18 protein-coding genes are annotated in these 15,539 nt (G+C 61.4%); 5 read left to right on the top strand and 13 right to left on the bottom strand.

Going from position 1 to position 15,539, the window contains the following annotated elements; translation table 11 throughout:
• Positions 1 to 21: 21 nt before the first annotated feature.
• The 5 genes from G4D79_RS10910 to G4D79_RS10890 form a co-directional block, all read right to left on the bottom strand.
• The gene (locus G4D79_RS10910) at positions 22 to 669 is read right to left on the bottom strand and encodes a GntR family transcriptional regulator (RefSeq protein ID WP_225320131.1); all 648 of its coding nucleotides are present in this window, start codon (positions 667 to 669) and stop codon (positions 22 to 24) included.
• Positions 670 to 697: 28 nt separating this feature from the next.
• Positions 698 to 1,465: an enoyl-CoA hydratase/isomerase family protein gene (locus G4D79_RS10905; RefSeq protein ID WP_003940516.1), complete on the bottom strand. Its 768-nt coding sequence runs from the start codon at positions 1,463 to 1,465 to the stop codon at positions 698 to 700.
• 128 nt (positions 1,466 to 1,593) lie between these two features.
• Entirely contained in the window at positions 1,594 to 2,532 is a 939-nt protein-coding gene (locus G4D79_RS10900) for an acyl-CoA dehydrogenase (RefSeq protein WP_250887516.1), read from the bottom strand.
• Complete coding sequence (locus G4D79_RS10895; protein ID WP_099697564.1) at positions 2,529 to 3,656, bottom strand: acyl-CoA dehydrogenase family protein; 1,128 nt, start codon at positions 3,654 to 3,656, stop codon at positions 2,529 to 2,531. Before G4D79_RS10895 ends, G4D79_RS10900 begins: the two co-directional genes overlap by 4 nt.
• A gap of 111 nt (positions 3,657 to 3,767) precedes the next feature.
• A complete protein-coding gene (locus G4D79_RS10890) occupies positions 3,768 to 4,916 on the bottom strand; it encodes a TetR/AcrR family transcriptional regulator (RefSeq protein ID WP_180279585.1) in 1,149 nt (382 codons plus the stop codon).
• Between the two features lie 200 nt (positions 4,917 to 5,116).
• On the opposite strand from G4D79_RS10890, the gene G4D79_RS10885 reads away from it, so the two are divergent.
• Positions 5,117 to 6,274 (top strand): acyl-CoA dehydrogenase family protein, encoded by a 1,158-nt coding sequence (locus G4D79_RS10885; protein ID WP_054827919.1) that lies wholly within the window; start codon positions 5,117 to 5,119, stop codon positions 6,272 to 6,274.
• Positions 6,275 to 6,339: 65 nt separating this feature from the next.
• Here the strand turns inward: G4D79_RS10885 and G4D79_RS10880 are convergent, their stop codons facing one another.
• On the bottom strand, positions 6,340 to 7,785 hold the full coding sequence (locus tag G4D79_RS10880) for an aldehyde dehydrogenase (RefSeq protein ID WP_065455231.1): 1,446 nt from the start codon (positions 7,783 to 7,785) through the stop codon (positions 6,340 to 6,342).
• A 186-nt stretch (positions 7,786 to 7,971) separates the two neighbouring features.
• Between G4D79_RS10880 and G4D79_RS10875 the strand changes: the two genes are divergently transcribed.
• The gene (locus G4D79_RS10875) at positions 7,972 to 8,925 is read left to right on the top strand and encodes a TauD/TfdA family dioxygenase (RefSeq protein ID WP_081305339.1); all 954 of its coding nucleotides are present in this window, start codon (positions 7,972 to 7,974) and stop codon (positions 8,923 to 8,925) included.
• Between the two features lie 10 nt (positions 8,926 to 8,935).
• On the opposite strand, the gene G4D79_RS10870 is transcribed toward G4D79_RS10875, so the two are convergent.
• Entirely contained in the window at positions 8,936 to 9,490 is a 555-nt protein-coding gene (locus G4D79_RS10870) for a TetR/AcrR family transcriptional regulator (protein WP_099697562.1), read from the bottom strand.
• A 185-nt stretch (positions 9,491 to 9,675) separates the two neighbouring features.
• Here G4D79_RS10870 and G4D79_RS10865 point away from each other — a divergent pair, with 185 nt between their 5' ends.
• Both G4D79_RS10865 and G4D79_RS10860 read left to right on the top strand, forming a co-directional pair.
• Complete coding sequence (locus tag G4D79_RS10865; protein ID WP_099697561.1) at positions 9,676 to 10,917, top strand: cytochrome P450; 1,242 nt, start codon at positions 9,676 to 9,678, stop codon at positions 10,915 to 10,917.
• Positions 10,914 to 11,324, top strand: a complete 411-nt coding sequence (locus G4D79_RS10860) for a limonene-1,2-epoxide hydrolase family protein (RefSeq protein ID WP_099697560.1) — start codon at positions 10,914 to 10,916, stop codon at positions 11,322 to 11,324. Before G4D79_RS10865 ends, G4D79_RS10860 begins: the two co-directional genes overlap by 4 nt.
• 7 nt (positions 11,325 to 11,331) lie before the next feature.
• On the opposite strand, the gene G4D79_RS34495 is transcribed toward G4D79_RS10860, so the two are convergent.
• Positions 11,332 to 11,586 carry a hypothetical protein gene (locus G4D79_RS34495; protein WP_225320132.1) on the bottom strand — a complete coding sequence of 85 codons (255 nt, stop codon included), beginning with the start codon at positions 11,584 to 11,586 and terminating at the stop codon, positions 11,332 to 11,334.
• Between G4D79_RS34495 and G4D79_RS34490 the strand changes: the two genes are divergently transcribed.
• Positions 11,573 to 12,022, top strand: a complete 450-nt coding sequence (locus G4D79_RS34490; protein WP_225320133.1) for a hypothetical protein — start codon at positions 11,573 to 11,575, stop codon at positions 12,020 to 12,022. The genes G4D79_RS34495 and G4D79_RS34490 overlap by 14 nt on opposite strands.
• Positions 12,023 to 12,406: 384 nt before the next feature.
• Here the strand turns inward: G4D79_RS34490 and G4D79_RS10850 are convergent, their stop codons facing one another.
• The 5 genes from G4D79_RS10850 to G4D79_RS10830 form a co-directional block, all read right to left on the bottom strand.
• The gene (locus tag G4D79_RS10850) at positions 12,407 to 13,006 is read right to left on the bottom strand and encodes a signal peptidase I (RefSeq protein WP_042453547.1); all 600 of its coding nucleotides are present in this window, start codon (positions 13,004 to 13,006) and stop codon (positions 12,407 to 12,409) included.
• Between the two features lie 8 nt (positions 13,007 to 13,014).
• Positions 13,015 to 13,620 carry a SipW-dependent-type signal peptide-containing protein gene (locus G4D79_RS10845; RefSeq protein WP_021332053.1) on the bottom strand — a complete coding sequence of 202 codons (606 nt, stop codon included), beginning with the start codon at positions 13,618 to 13,620 and terminating at the stop codon, positions 13,015 to 13,017.
• Positions 13,621 to 13,629: 9 nt separating this feature from the next.
• Positions 13,630 to 14,301: a signal peptidase I gene (locus tag G4D79_RS10840; protein ID WP_233405572.1), complete on the bottom strand. Its 672-nt coding sequence runs from the start codon at positions 14,299 to 14,301 to the stop codon at positions 13,630 to 13,632.
• Between the two features lie 65 nt (positions 14,302 to 14,366).
• Positions 14,367 to 14,909, bottom strand: a complete 543-nt coding sequence (locus G4D79_RS10835; RefSeq protein WP_019745195.1) for a hypothetical protein — start codon at positions 14,907 to 14,909, stop codon at positions 14,367 to 14,369.
• Between the two features lie 26 nt (positions 14,910 to 14,935).
• Positions 14,936 to 15,436, bottom strand: coding sequence for an alternate-type signal peptide domain-containing protein (locus G4D79_RS10830; protein ID WP_003939763.1), 501 nt, complete (start codon positions 15,434 to 15,436; stop codon positions 14,936 to 14,938).
• Positions 15,437 to 15,539 lie beyond the last annotated feature (103 nt).

Here is a 15,539-nt window from a genome sequence, read left to right as displayed (position 1 = left end):
TGTTCGCTCTTTCGTCAGGGTTCAGCGAGGTTGGCCACGGCCGAGCCTTCTCACTACCAGAGCTTCGGTAGCAGATCGGTGTTCGTCGCTGGCGCGAATCAGTTCGGCCGAATCCTGATCCCGGACGGCCTGGAGAATCCTGCCGTGGTCCTCGGAAACCTGCCGCCTCGACGACGGTTCGTGAATGTACAGGGCGCGGTAGAAGTCCGACATATACCAGAGCCGATCCACTTCCTGCAGCACGCGCTTCAGGGGCGAATACGAGAACAGGCGGAAGTGGAACTGACGGTTGGCTTCCTGAAACTCGGGTCCCTCCTCGCTCGGTTCGGCCTGGTAGACCCGCTCCTGGATTCCTTCCAACTCGGCGACGTCGACGCCACCGAGATCGATCGACGCCAGGATCTCCGTTTCGAGCAGACGTCGCATCAGGTAGAGCTCTGAAAGATCTTCACTGCTGAATCTGGCGACGGTGTACCCGGTGTTGGACTTGTGTTCGAGGACCCCCTCTGCCTGCAGGGTCGAAAGTGCCTCGCGGACCGGAATTCTGCTCACGTTCAACCGCTCGGCGAGCTCGCTTTGGTGAACCTTCTGTCCAGGCAACAGCTCGCCCGAGACGATCATCTGCCGGATCTGTTGCAGGCAGCGTTGTGCACCGGTTGGTTCCTTCACGGTGGACACGATAGTGGTCGCGTCGACCTCACCTCGCTTTGAACTGCGGTTGCACTCGTGCGAGGTTGGCCTCGATGCCGGCGACGCAGTCTTCGGTCCCCCACAGAACAACCTGCTCCGCCAACTCTCGCTCGAGCACAGTGGCGACCTCGTCCCGCAGCCCTGCGCGCAACGTCGCCTTCATGGAGCGGACGGCCAACGGTGCGCTCGAGGCAATTTCGTGTGCGTACGCGAGCGCCTCCTGCCGAATGTTCGCATCCTCGGCCAGACGGTCCACCAAGCCGAGTTCGTGCGCCTGTGTGCCGGTCAGCCGCCGCGCCGTGTACAGCAGATCGGCTGCGCATTGTGCCGAGACGATTCGGGGCAAGGTGACGCTGAGCCCGAATCCCTGATGAAACCCCAACGCAGCGAAGTTCGCGTGCAAACGCGTCGAGGGCCCGGCAACGCGAAAGTCCGCCGCGCAGGCGAGGCCGAGCCCACCACCCACCGCGGATCCCTGCACTGCCGCAATCACGGGAACCGGAATCTCGAACAACCGCAATGCCTCTGTGTAGATCGTGCGTACCGTGTCGGCACGATCGGGCCCCAGTCCGCCCTCACCGAAGTTCGCGCCGGCGCAGAAGTGTTTGCCTGCCGATGCGAGAACGATCGCTCGAATATCTCCACCGTTGACGAGATCGTCTGCCGCATCGGCGATCTGCTGCAGGAGTGCCTGATCGAAGTAATTGGCGGGCGGACGTGAGAACTCGATGGTTCCTACGTGTCCGTCGATTTCCAGGTACACGGCGTCGGTCATGATTTCAGCTCCAAGGTCGGTTGAGGGTCGGTGATCAAGCGGGGCAGGGAAGGCATTGCCGCGACGGCCGTTCCGAGTTGCTTCGCAAGCGCGATCTCGTCCCCGAACTCCGATCTCCAGGCATGCAGTCAACGCGTGAGTTGTTGCAAGCGGTATTCGCGGGTCATGCCGATCGCACCGTGCGCCTGGTGGGCGGCGCGCACGCTCGCGAGCGCATTTTGCGAAACCACCAATTTGGTTGCACACACTTCGAAGTCGGCGTCGCGACTGGTGAGCGCATACGCAGTGCGATCCACGGCCAGCGTGGACATCGATGCCATCTGAGCGAGGGTGACGATGTGCTGCTGGACGGCTTGGAATTGCGCGATGGGCCTGCCGAACTGCACCCGCTCCGACACGTAGCGCCGGGTCAGCGTCGACACCGCCTCCATGGCTCCCGCCATCTGCACCGATCGCAGGAAGGCGCCGAGTCTACCGAGGATCCGGGGATCGACCGGGTTGCCACCGTCGACGGTCCGCGCTTCGGAGAACGTCAGGCTCTGACGCGGTTGCCCCGCAAAGTCCGTCCCGGAACCGATCTCGGCGTCAGAGATGTTCAGGAGTACAACTCGATTACCGAGAACTGCCGCCAGCACTGACGCGGCGCTCCCCCACGGCACATCGTGAAAGGTTCCCGATACCAGGCCGTTGCTGGTCCGACGCGCATCGTCGCGCTGCGATCTCGGCGCGACGGTTGCGATTCCGGAGGGCACCGGTAGCCCAGCCGCTGCTGCCAGTCTGCCGGCAAGGTACGTCTCGGCGAGGGGCAACGGCGCAGCGTGCCTCGCGGCAGCGCGCTGCACAGTAACGGCGTCGAGGAGCGAGCCACCGGAACCACCTGCAGATTCGGGAAGACCGACCAGCGGCAGCCCCAGTTCCACTGCCGCGTACCATAATCCGGTTGGCAGACCGTCGCTCTCGGCCTCCGCTACCACCTCGGTGCCGGACTTCTCGGCGAAAAATTGCTCGACCATCGCTTCGAGGTCGGCGTCGAATGTGTGCGCGTTGATCTCTGACCCCGAATTCATCGGTTCAACCCTTTCATGATCACGGTGCGGAGAATTTCGTTGGTGCCGCCGCGAATCGACCACGACGGCGCCACCAGCACGGCCCGGGCAAGCAGTGATTCGTACGGATCGTCGGATGCAAGGTCTGGCGCCCGGCCGAGGTGCCGCGCGACGGTCGCAACACAGTCCTGTTCGAAGCGTGTAGCCATCTCCTTGATCAGCGCGGCCTCTGTGACCGGCGAGCGACCGGCGTCGACCATCCGTGCGATGGACAGCGACATCCCGCGAAAAGCCCAGCAGCGTGCGGTAATCGAGCCCAGATCGACGAGGGCAGCTGGACCTCCTTGCGCTGCTTGGTTGGCCGCCCAGTTCTCGAGGACCGGCATCAGCGACATCCAACGGTCGACGCCACCTCGCTCGAGTGCGAGTTCGCCGGTGTTTTGTCCCCAGCCCGCTCCGACGTCTCCGAGGCGACGCGAATCCGGCACGAAAACATCCTGGAACGACACCTCGCAGAAGTCCTCACTACCGTCGATGAACGGAATGGGTGAGACGGTCAGGCCCTCGCTGTCGCGATCGACGATCAGCTGAGTGAGTCCGTTGTGCTTGTCTGCCGAGGTTCGAAGCAGGGCGAGTATGTGTGTGGCGTGGAAGGCGCCGGTGGTCCAGATCTTGGTGCCGTTGACTTTCCAGCCACCATCGACACGTTCGGCGCGAGTGCGCACTGATGCCAGGTCCGACCCCGAGTCGGGCTCACTCATCCCGATCGAGAACGAGAACTCACCGCTCGCGATACCGGGAAGGAAGTACCGCTTCTGTTCTTCCGTGCCGTTGGCGGCGATGCTCGGACCCGACTGTCTGTCCCCGATCCAGTGATACCCGACCGGTGCTCCCCGCGCGAGAAGTTCTTCCACGACGACCAATCGATCCACTGCTGACCGTCCGCCCCCACCGTATTCCTTCGGCAGCGACATGCCGAGCCACCCACGGCTACCGAGATCTCGCGAGAACACCGGATCCACCGCCCCCGACATCCCGAGTCCAAGTGGATAGCTACCGGGGGTGAGCCGCTTGTCGAGGTATTCCCGTACTTCTGCCTGAAGTTCGAGTTCCTCGATCGTCAGCTCTGTTGCGTCGAAACGCATGGACGTCTCCGATCAGTTGAATTCATCGACTAGGTTCTTGAGGAACGTATGCAAAAATGTATACCATCTTGAATATGGCTGTCTGCCAACAGTACCCGGCTGATTGCGCGGCTAACTGGCCAGCAAGACGGCGGAGCCGATCTCGAACAGGCGCTCAGGCAGGTCGTCACGACGACGTAGTCGGCCGATACGCACGGCGTTCTCCACAACCGTCAGAGCAGCATTGACGGTGATTCTGGCCGTCGCGGGTTCCAGTCCCGGACGAACGTCGTCGAGCATCTTGACCCACAACGCGACGTACTCACGCTGATTCTGTTCACACGTGCGGCGGAACTTGTCCGGCAATTGGTCGAGTTCACTGATCAACAACCCGATCAGATGACGCTCGTTGATCGCGAAATCAATATGTGCCGCAAGCAATCCGGACAACGCGTCCTCCGGCCCGGTTGCCGCAGCGAGCGCCTGCGCGACACCGATCCGGCGCCGCTCGCCGCCTCTCGAGACCGCCGCGATCAGTAGGTCGATCTTGGCATCGAAGTGGTTGTACACATTGGGGCCCGTGGTTCCGGCAGCCTCACCGATGTCCTCGGTGTTGACCGCCTGATACCCACGCTCATCGAACAGACGAATGGCTTCGATCAACAAGAGTTCACGTCTCGGCATCGCCACCGGAACGTGACCGGTCGGCGTCTCCATCTTCACCTCGGAGTGACCGAGTTCCGTATGCACCGCCCGCTCCGCCAACTCTGCCAGCAGCAGTTCCATCTGACGTCTCGGTAGTGACACCCGATGCGAGGACACGCTGTTGAAGACGGCAATGAGAGCCCAGGCGAGCAGATAGCTGTCTTCTTCGTCGAGCTCGGGACGTTCCGTTCTGATCAGCGCAGCATCGCGTGCGGCAGCGCTCTTGAGCGTCGCGCGCATTTCCTCCCGTTGCTCGTCGGGTAGGTAGCGAGCTTCGCGTTGCCACAGGAGAGAGAGCCCTCGACGACGAGACACCGACGCCGCAAGCTCCGCGATCAGCGATTTCAGATCCTCGGACCCGGCGACTCGATCGTAGAGAGATTCGATACCTGCGTTGACCGCTGCGTAAAGCAGATCCGGCTTGTTCTTGAAGTGCCGATAGAGGGCCGGGGCCGTGATTCCGACTGCCGCAGCGACCTGCGCAACGGACACATTGTGATACCCGTGCTCACGGAAAAGTTCGCCTGCAGCAGCAAGAATTTGCTGCTTACGGTCGTGGGGCCTACGTACGACCATCGTGACTCTCTCCTTCGCGACAACCGGAACTCGAACAACCTGGGTTGCATCGTCAAACGCGTACCTATGAGTTATTATTCACTTATTGCTGTAAAACAACAGCTCATTCCGCAATTTTCTCTCAACATCTGGTTAGAGAACCTTACCTCACCGCAGAACCGGATACCTGACTTCAGGGTACCGAGCCCAAGGAGAATCGCGTGCAACGAACCGTCTACAACAGCGATCACGATACGTTCCGTCACATGATTCGGACGTTCATCGCCCGTGAGGTCGTCCCACACTTTCCAGAATGGGAGGAAGCCGGCATGGTTCCTCGATCACTGTATAGACAGTTGGGTGACCTCGGAATATTCGGAATCGAACTGCCCGAGGAGTACGGCGGCGGCGGCGAGGCGAGCTTCAAGTATCAGGCCGTGATCCGCGAGGAGACCGCACGGGCAGGGGTCACGTTCGGCGCCGACGTCGTCCATACGTGCCTGGTCCTGCCTTATCTGGTGGAGTACGGCAACGACGAACAGAAAGCGCGATGGCTTCCCGGTTTCCTCTCCGGCGAACTGATGACCGCCATCGCGATGACCGAGCCTGGCGCCGGTTCAGACCTTGCCGGGATCAAAACAACGGCGCGACTGTCCGGCGACGGCAGCCACTACGTCCTCAACGGATCCAAGACGTTCATTACCGGCGGAGTACAGGCTGACCTGATTCTCGTGGTCGCTCGCACCAGTCCGCCGAGCGAAGTGAACCGCCGCGCCGGTCTGTCGATTCTCTGTGTCGACACCACGTCGGACGGCTTCGGCGTCGGTCGCAAGCTCGAGAAGTTGGGACTGAGAGCGCAGGACACCGCCGAACTCTCGTTCACCGACGTCCGCGTGCCTATCGAGAACCTCCTCGGCGAGGAGGGTGCTGGTTTCGGCTACCTCACCCGAAATCTCGTCCGGGAACGACTCGGCGCCGCCGTGGGGTCCTACGCGAATGCCAGCGCAGCAATCGAGTTCACGACCGAATATGTCAAAGAGCGCGAGGTCTTCGGTGCCCCCGTGGCTCAGTTCCAGAACACGAAATTCGTATTGGCCGAATGCTCGGCAGAAGTCGCGGCCGCGCAAGCTGCGGTCGACCGCGCACTCGATCTGGACGAGATCCGTGAGTTGACCGTCGCGGACGCCGCGAGGATCAAGCTCTTCTGCACCGAGATGGCCGGCCGCGTCATCGACAAATGTCTGCAACTACACGGTGGATACGGCTACATGCGTGAGTACCCGATCTCTCGCCTGTATGCGGACACACGGGTCAACCGAATCTATGCGGGCTCGAGTGAAGTGATGAAGACGATCATCGCTAAGGACATCGGCATTTGACACGAGCTGATTCGGCCCCACCTCGACAATCGAAGTGGGGCTGAATCTTTTGCGACTTCGCCGGGTCAGGCGGGGAGGAAGATGCTCTTGGCTTCGAGGTACGCCGCCAGACCTTCAGGGCCGAATTCGCGCCCCACACCGGAATTCTTGTAACCGCCGAAGGGACCAACGACGTCGAATCGTTGGCAGTTCACCGAGAAGGTACCGGTCCGGATCTGCCGTGCCACCTCGATGCCGCGCGCAGTGTCCGCAGTCCAGACCGCTCCCGAGAGTCCGAGGTCGGAATCGTTGGCAATCGCGATCGCGTGAGCTTCGTCCTCGAACGCAATCAGGCAGACGACCGGCCCGAAGATTTCCTCGCGAGCAATCCGCATGGAGTTGTCGACGTTGCCGAAGACCGTGGGTTCGACGTACCAGCCTGTCGAAAGCCCCTCCGGCACAGACCCTCCCGTCAAGATCTTCGCACCCTCTGCCTCACCGATTCCGATGTAGTCAAGCACTCGTTGCTGCTGCGCCGCACTGGTCATCGGGCCGATCACAGTCGCCGGATCGGTCGGATCACCAACTTTCATCACCGCGACCGCAGCCGCAAACTTCTCCGCAATCTCGTCATACCTACTGACCGGCAACAGAATACGCGTCAACGCGACGCAAGCTTGACCACTGTTGGCAAAGGATCCCGCCAGGATGTTGGGCAGCGCCTGATCGATATCTGCGTCTTCGAGAACTATCGCAGCCGACTTGCCACCGAGTTCGAGTGTCACTCGTGTGAGATTCGTGGCTGCAGCAGCCATGATCGCCTTACCTGCTACCACCGACCCGGTGAAGGCCACCTTGTCGATTCCGGGGTGGGACACGAGATGAGCGCTCACGTCCCGGTCGGCAGGCAAGACGCTGAGCACTCCCTTCGGAAGTCCTGCCTGTGAACATATTTCGGCCAGCAAGTTCGAATCGAGCGGCGTCTCCGGAGCCGGTTTCAAGATCACCGCACATCCGCTCAGAAGTGCCGGAGCAAGTTTCGCAGCGATCACTAACTGCGGCACATTCCACGGAACGATTGCTGCGACGACACCCACCGGTTCGTGACGGATCAACATCGGGCCGCCGACGCCCGCACGCGACTCTTCGAACGGAAACTGCGCCGCAACGGCACACGCCGTGCCGTATGCCGCAACGGCTCCCAATACCTGCGTGCGCATCGCCGAACTGGCCGGAGCACCGTTCTGCCGCGAGATCAGCGCTGCGAATTCCTCACTCCTGGCGAGGATCGCGTCCTTGATGCGGGTGACCACCGCAATGCGGTCAGTGAGGGGCGTCTGCGCCCACACTCCGGAATCGAATGCCGCCCTCGCGATCTCCACTGCGCGGTCGACATCTGCCGTCGACGCGGCTGGAACCGAACCGATCACGCTCTCCGTATGCGGCGATATCACCTCGATGACGCCGCTACCGGACGGTGTCACCCATTCTCCGCCGATGAATAGTTCCGTGTACTCGACACGTGCTTCCATGCTCGCCCACTCCTCAGGTTTAGTGTTCAACCGATCAGGACCCTGATCACGTGAATCTTCCTTCGACCATCTGATTCAGATCATAAAGTTAATTTGCAATAACGCAACCACGCGTCTTGCCAACCCTTGACACAGTTAAGGATTGAGCCTTACCGTAGCGGAAGACCCCCACCCGAACGAGTAAGGATGACGGACATGACGGCATTCGTGAGCGGACAGATCTACCCGGTAGCAACCGATCCACTCGCTGCTTACGGGCCACTCGTGGCCTCACGCACCGCCGAGGGATTCGACGTATTGCCGTACACGCGTTTCACACTCACTCCGACGACGCCCACCATCGGTGCGGAGATCTCGGGAATCAGCCTGAGCGGACAACTCTCGGACGAGACGATGTCGGAACTTCGCCGAGCACTACTCGAATGGAAAGTACTCTTCTTCCGCGATCAAACTATCGAACGCAGCGAACACCGAGATTTCGCGAGCCGATGGGGCTCACTGGAGCAACATCCGTTTTTCAAGTACACCCAACCAGGCCAGAGTGAAGCCGACATTGTCACTCTCGCCAAAGACGCGATGACCGGCGGTGTGGAGAACAACTGGCACAACGACGTCAGCTGGCACGAATTCCCCTCGTTCGCAGCGGTCTTGCGTGCAGTCGAGGTTCCGTCAGTCGGCGGCGATACCTTGTGGGCCGATACCGGAGCGGCATACGAACTACTCCCGGAGGGCATCAAAGAACGTATCGATAACCTTGTTGCCGAGCACGATTGGATCAATTCGTTCGGCAAGCACATGGATCCGTCAACAGTGGCGAAGTTACGCCCACAGTTCCCTGCCGTTCGACATCCGGTGGTGCGGGTGATCCCCGAGACCGGGCGGAAGGTACTCTTCGTCAATCTCAGCTTCACTCAGAGGATCGTCGGGGTGCCCGAAGCCGAGTCCAACGAGCTACTCACCCTGCTCTACCGACACGTGCATCGCCCCGAATTCCAAGTACGACTCAAATGGCGGACGGATACGATTGCGTTCTGGGACAACCGAACTTGTCAGCACTATGCGGCCAGCGACTACTTTCCCGCTCGCAGAGTGATGGATCGAATCTCGATCGTCGGCGACAGGCCCGTGGGCACTCGCTGACGCGGGAGCCTCAGGAGCTGACGAACGACTCGACCATCCGTCGTTCGGCGGCCCTGTCTGCGAGAGGCCACGCCAACAGCATCAACACGATCCGAACCACCCACTGCGACTCTTGACCTTCAGGATCCAATCCTGCAAGTTCCAGTGCAGTACGCGGGAGCAACGGCGAGGACACGAGATACTCGTCGATTCCGTTGGCCCGCGCTGCCGCAAGGCCGTGGCTCATGGCAGCGTCGGATCTGATCGCGTCGACGGCGACGAGGATCGACTCCACGATGCGCTCGTCGCCGTGCAGTGATTCGACGGCAGTCGCGACCTGGCTCGCCACGGATGCCGCGCCTCGTGACAACAACCCCTCGCGGATCGCGGACTTGCCACCTACGTAGCGGTAGAGCGTTGCCCTCGAACAGCCTGCGCGGGCAGCGACGTCGTCGGCGTTGAACCGATCGAATCCCTGTTCTCGAATCAGCTCTGCCGCAGCCGCGAAGATGCGCTCGGTTGCGAGTTCACGGCGGTTACCGCCGGCCAACCAGTCGGCGGCGCGGCGCTCGTTTGCACCGGTCACTCTCCGTCACCTCGTCTCACTCTGAGACAGATTCAATCAGAAATCTCAAGGCTACGGAAGGCCGCGAGCCTCTGACCTGGAAGAAGTACGAGGGGGTTGAAGTGCGTGAGATTTTCTCAAAATGCCAGTTCAGAGGCATTTTCCACCTGTTGACTTCTCCTCGACGGCCGTGAAATCTTCCCTTCGTGACACCATCGACGCTCGACATCAACCCTTTCCTGCCGTCGAACATCGACGACCCGTACCCGCTATACGACGTACTCCGGCGCGAGCACCCCGCGTACCGCATTCCTGATACCGACTTCTATCTGGTGTCCACGTGGGAATTGGTCACCGAAGCCGTTTCCCGTACCGACGACTTCTCTAACAACCTCACCGGCGTGCTGGTTCGTACACCGGACGGTTCGGCCGTGACCTTCGACATGAACGGCGGCGGCCAAGCTGTTCACGTTCTCGCGACTGCCGACGAGCCCGACCATCAACACCAGCGCAAACTTGTCTTGCCGACACTGGTCGCCAAACGTATACGAGCACTCGAGCCGGTGATGACCGAGTACACGCAGCAGTTGTGGGACAACGGCTTCGACGGTCGACGGATCGAATGGGTCACGTCGGTAGCGGACACGCTGCCGCTGCAGATGGTTGCCACGCTGATCGGCCTGCCGGCACACGACGTCCCCCAATTGCTGGCGTGGTCGTACGACAGCACCGAACTTCTCAGCGGCATCGTGACCGCAGAACGGTTGACAGGCGTCGTCACCTCGGCGGCCGAACTCACCGGGTACCTCTACAGCAAGTTTCGTGAGGCACGGGCTCACCCGGTGGATGATCTACTCGGAGACCTCGTCCGTTGCTGTGACGCAGGCGAACTCAGCGAAGACGTGGCCGTGCTGATGTTGGTGCAACTCGTCGGTGCGGGTGGCGAATCGACCGCCGGACTGATCGCCAACTCTGCACGGTTGCTCGCCGAGCGCCCTGAGATTCAGACGCAGCTGCGCGAGGACCCTCTACTCGTGGGCGCGTTCCTGGAAGAAACGCTCAGGCTCGAGTCACCCTTTCGCGGACATCACCGACATGTCAACGCGGACACGACACTCGGTGGCATGACACTGCCCGCCGGCAGTCATCTCATACTGCTGTGGGGTTCGGCGAACCGCGACCCCGAGTCGTTCGTCGAACCACAGGTGATGAACCTCGACAGAGTCAATCCCCGAGCGCATTTCGCATTCGGCAAAGGAGCCCATTTTTGTGTCGGGGCCGCGCTGGCTCGCCTGGAAGCAAAGACCGCCATCGCCGTACTTCTCGAAAACAGTGCGCATGTCACAGTCGACCCCGAATTCCCGCCTCGTTGGGTCCCCAGCATGTTCGTACGCCGCCATCAGCGTTTGCACCTGAACGTCTCACCACACCGAGAGGTCACACCATGAGTCCCGAAGAACTGGTCACTGCTTTCTGCGCCGAGTGGAAGATGGGTAGCGCCGAGACAATCGCGTCGTACTTCAGTGAAGATGCTGTCTACCATAATATTCCGATGGCCCCGATCGTCGGACGCACCGAGATCCTGAATTTCCTGGAAGGCTTCATTTCGGCCTTCGGTGGGATCGAATTCACGATTCATCACCAGTCCGCCAACGGTGCGACTGTACTCAACGAACGGACCGACCGATTCGACCTCGGCGACAAACACGTAGTCCTGCCGGTCATGGGAATCTTCGAGATCATGGACTCGAAAATTGTGGCATGGCGTGACTATTTCGATCTCGCACCGATCAACAAACTGTTGGCCGTGCCCCCGGGTCCGGAGACCCGGGGGCACAGTCGAGAGGTCGAGTGATGAGCCGCTACCCGAAGTCAGGCATGTTCTGCCCGCTGTCCTTGTAGAACTTCCACGTGCCGTCCTGCGGCGACTCCATGATGCGGTAGACCTCGGTTGCCCCCACAATCCACAACTGGCCGTTGTACCAGTGCAGAGTGGAACCCGATTCGACACGGCCGCTTGCGAGTTCGTTGCCGTCGGCGTCGACGACCGCAACCTTGTTTCCACCCGCGGTCCAGCCTCCGGTGAGACCACCATTCTCGACTGTGTCAGTAAGCACCGGCTTCGGGTCCGCTGTCGGAGAAGTCTCCGGCGACGTGGTTCCCGGCGTAGTCGGTGCCGAGGTTGTCGTGTTCGGTGTCGTCGTGTTCGGTGTCGTCGTGGTGGTCGGGGCCTCGGTTGTGCTCGTCGGCTCGGTAGGCGTTGTCGGAGAGGCGGTCTCGCTCGTCGACGGAGCTTGTGAGGTGGTCGATTCCGACTCGACAGCTTCCGGCTCGGTCGCAACCATCGCTTCGGCCTGCATCCTGCTCAGAGGGTTCGCGCCGTTCGGCGCCGGGGTGCTCGGATCCCAGGTGGAGACGTTCTCCCAAGCCTGGTTTGGCTTGCTTGTGCTCGAACTACCCTCGCACGCGGTGCGACCACTAACCCAGTCTTTGAAAGACATGCCGGCGCCGGTTGTATATCCCGACGAGGTCATCGGGCCATTTATGGTGTAGACCCTGATGTAAAGTCCCGAGCGATCCGAGTCAGATACGCTCGACCACTGAAGTTGCGTAGCGGTGAAGGTCCTTGTGTCCTTGACGGTGTTGTTACTTCTGTTCATCAGTTCGACCTTGTAACCCGTTGCCCCGGGTACAGCGCTCCAATAGGGGTTTCCACGCTGGCTCGTGACAGAACCTGAGGTCGAGCACCCGATACTTGCGGTCAGCGGCGTCGGATAGAAGTTGCCCGTCGCCACCTGTGCGCCAGTCGAATTGACCACGTCAGTTGGATTTGCCAACGTCCCAGTGGTCTGAGCCAGACCGAAAGCCATTGCAGCAGCGCCGCCGACAGCGATCAACGACCGCAGCGACTTCATGCGGGTGCTAGCCCGTCGCATTTCAATCATTATGAGCCTCCTGAAGCTCCCCGCAGGTTTCGTCAGCATCGACGCGGGCGTCATTTGTAGTGGCGGCGCGGGCATTCTCCAGACGCCGGTCTTTAGTTCGTCCAAATGCGATGACCAGCACCGCGCCTACCAATCCGCCGCCAAGGAAGGTTGCGAGCGGGCTGGAAAGCCAAGCAACGACATAGCCGAGCCCGCCGACGCTGATGAACACTCGGTCGGCCTCGGTGATGGTGTAGGGCAGTCGATCAGCCACATTGTTGGCATCGCCCTTGAGCGTGGCGAGCACGGTGTCCGCTCCTGCCGATTCGAGTTCGACCACGCGGTGGGTGATGCGCACGCCTTGGTCGTTGTCGACGCTGATCACGTCGCCGACAGCCAATTCAGTTGCAGGCACGGTCTTCGCCAGCGCCAGCGCACCGGTGGAAATTGCAGGTTCCATCGAACCCGAGCGAAACACCAGTGGTTTGATCCCGAATATCAGGGACGCGAGAGTGGCGATTATGCAGATGAGCCCGGCGACCGCAGCCACATTCAAGGCAATTTCCTTGCCACGACTGCGTCCCACGCTCACCTCCTCATCGGTGCTGTCCATCGCGATGATCACTGCCCCGTTGCGGTGAAGTTGAAGCCCAGATCGGCGATCTTGAACTGCTCCGTCTGACCCGCGGTCGAATCGACGGTCACCTTGATGCACACCTGCTCCGAAACACCGGCAGCGAGTGATCGGCCAGAGACGAGTGTCGGGTTCCCGGAGAACGCTTGCTGCGTCCCGATGATCGGTCCTGAACAGGTACTGCCGTCGTTGGCGCCGGTCTGATGTAGGGAAACCTTGAGCTTCCCGATCAGCGCGGACGAACCCGTGGCCGTTGCCGATACCGCCCACTGGAAGTTGGCAGTTCCGGTGTTCTGAACCGTCAATGCCCCGGCCTCACTCTGGCCTGGCAGCATGCTGTTGCGCTTGAGTTCGGTGAATTGGTGTGCGGGCCGCTGGTTGTCGACTTTCAGCTGGACCGACGAAGTGCTGAACATGCCGGTGGTCGCAGTAGCGCTGTCGGACCACGCCGCCATCGTGCCGACCGCTCCGAGGCCCAGGACCATGCCCAGTGAGAGCACGGCCCGGGTCCGTATCCAACCGGTCTCGCCCAGACGGCTTCGCATCCGCGCCCCGAGACGCGCGTCGCCGCCCGATTTCTGTTCTGTAGACATTCTGCTGTCCTATTTCGATTCGGAGGTTGGTGCCGATGGATCGGCGGGCAATACCGGCGCGCCGAGTTCAGGACCGGAAAGAGTCGGGTCTGTGCCACTTTCGTCGTCACCGGCCTTGCCCCGCTTGTCGCGGATGCCACTGACGACCATCCACACGGCATATACAGCCAGGCCCGCAGCTACGCCTGTGGTGAGAATCGAACGCGATTGCCCTTTGATCACCGAGTTCACCCGGCCCAGATACGGCGCCGAGTAGATGACCCGACCACGGATCTGCTCGGGCACCAGCGACCACGAGTCGGCGACGGGGTTGTTGTCGCCGCGAGTGTGGATGCGACGCTCCCCTTCCCCCGTGTAATAGATGCCTTCGATGCGGTGGGTGACCACCGCTGGATCGCCGGAGACGGGCTGGAACGTGATCACGTCCCCGGTGGTCAGATCCTCGTTGGGGGTCGGCTTGACCACGATGAGCGTGCCAGGGGGCATGGTCGGTTCCATCGAACCGGTGAGAACCGTGTACGCGGTGGAGCCGGTGAGTCGAGGGATAACGACCATCACCGCGAGAATGCCGACCATCAGCAGCAGCAGTACCCACGAGACGATGGTGCGAGTCCACCACCATAGGGTGGTCTTGTCGTCTCCGCCTTGTTCGGGATCATGTTGCCGCTCAGATGTTTCCACGTGTGCGCTGTGCCGGGGTCGATACTCGGCACGTTCGCCTGCACGCCGGCTTCTCGCGGTGACGGTCATGACTGGCTCACTGAGCTTGCGTCGAAAGTGAACGTCGCGTTGGACTGCTGGCTCGCTGCCGCGCCCTGGCCCAACGTGGCCCGCAGGCACAACACCTGCATCTGCCCGGCCGGAACCAGCTGTTCGGAAAAGGCCGCGCCGTCCATGGCACCGTTGTAGAGCTCAGTGCCCACGTCGCCAGTGGCGGTGCAGGCCGCCTCGTTGGCTACCTTGGCCACGCGCAGGCTCAGCGGCGGTGGGGTCGCGCCGTTGAGTACAACATCGGAAAGCACGTAGTTCATTTGCACGTTGCCGGAGTTGATCACCGGCAGAGGCATCTGAATGCTGTCGCCCGGGCCCTTGTTGTCCAACTTGAACCCATCGAGGTTGAACTGCTTGACCCCTTCACCGCCGGCAGAGATATCGAGCATGCCTGCCTGGATAGTGCCGCCGGTCGATTCTGCGGTATCGCGCCACAGCGCGCCGGTCTGCTGCACCGAGACGAACCCGATGAGCAGAACCGACGACGCTGCGATCGCCCATTTGTATTGGGTCTTCACGTGACCTTCTTCTGGTTACGGATTAACTACGGGGTGAGCGTCTGCTCGAGGGTGACCGAGGCTCCCGACAGCGTGGCTGCCTGGCCAGCGCCGTCCGTGTTGGTGGTGTCCGGCTTGAACGTGATCGTCGTGGTGATATCGCGCGTGCCAGTGCCCGCGGAGACGCTCGCGTTCTGACCACCGGCAGTCGCGACCTCCAGCTTGCTCGCGAGAGCCCCGGAGATTCCGCCGACGGTAGGTGTCAGCGTCGCCTTCAGGTTGGTGCCGACGAGGGTGTAGTTGTACGTGGCGGTGTAGGTGAGTACGTCACCGGGGACAATTTTGTCGCTGGCCGGGTTGAACGTGTTCGCGCCGAGCTTCCATACGCCGGAGCCGGCCGCTTCGCTGATCGTCATCGAGCCGGCATTGACGGTCTGGCTTCCGCCAGCGCCGGTCGACGCGTTCCACGCAGCCATGGTTCCGGCACCACCTGCGAGCAGAACAGCAGCCGCACCTGCGGCGATGGCACCCTTTGTGGTCTTGTTCATCTGGTATTCCTCCTGTGCAGTTCGCGGCGGGACATCCGACGCGCTTGGTTGAGCCCGGGCCGTGCGGATGTGCACTCCGGTGAAACAGCCCCAGGAAGGGGCA

Origin of the sequence: Rhodococcus sp. WY5 (genome assembly GCF_018588185.1) — a bacterium.
Taxonomy (GTDB): domain Bacteria; phylum Actinomycetota; class Actinomycetes; order Mycobacteriales; family Mycobacteriaceae; genus Rhodococcus_F; species Rhodococcus_F qingshengii.
Note: the sequence above shows the minus strand (reverse complement) of the source record. Positions and strands in the feature narration are given on the sequence as shown.

Coding starts and splice junctions, on each gene's coding strand:
- G4D79_RS10875 (WP_081305339.1), top strand. CDS start 7,972: ATGACGGACATGACGGCATTCGTGAGCGGACAGATCTACCCGGTAGCA.
- G4D79_RS10880 (WP_065455231.1), bottom strand. CDS start 7,785: ATGGAAGCACGTGTCGAGTACACGGAACTATTCATCGGCGGAGAATGG.
- G4D79_RS10890 (WP_180279585.1), bottom strand. CDS start 4,916: ATGGTCGTACGTAGGCCCCACGACCGTAAGCAGCAAATTCTTGCTGCT.
- G4D79_RS10850 (WP_042453547.1), bottom strand. CDS start 13,006: ATGGACAGCACCGATGAGGAGGTGAGCGTGGGACGCAGTCGTGGCAAG.
- G4D79_RS10830 (WP_003939763.1), bottom strand. CDS start 15,436: ATGAACAAGACCACAAAGGGTGCCATCGCCGCAGGTGCGGCTGCTGTT.
- G4D79_RS10860 (WP_099697560.1), top strand. CDS start 10,914: ATGAGTCCCGAAGAACTGGTCACTGCTTTCTGCGCCGAGTGGAAGATG.
- G4D79_RS10895 (WP_099697564.1), bottom strand. CDS start 3,656: ATGCGTTTCGACGCAACAGAGCTGACGATCGAGGAACTCGAACTTCAG.
- G4D79_RS10905 (WP_003940516.1), bottom strand. CDS start 1,465: ATGACCGACGCCGTGTACCTGGAAATCGACGGACACGTAGGAACCATC.
- G4D79_RS10845 (WP_021332053.1), bottom strand. CDS start 13,620: ATGTCTACAGAACAGAAATCGGGCGGCGACGCGCGTCTCGGGGCGCGG.
- G4D79_RS10900 (WP_250887516.1), bottom strand. CDS start 2,532: ATGAATTCGGGGTCAGAGATCAACGCGCACACATTCGACGCCGACCTC.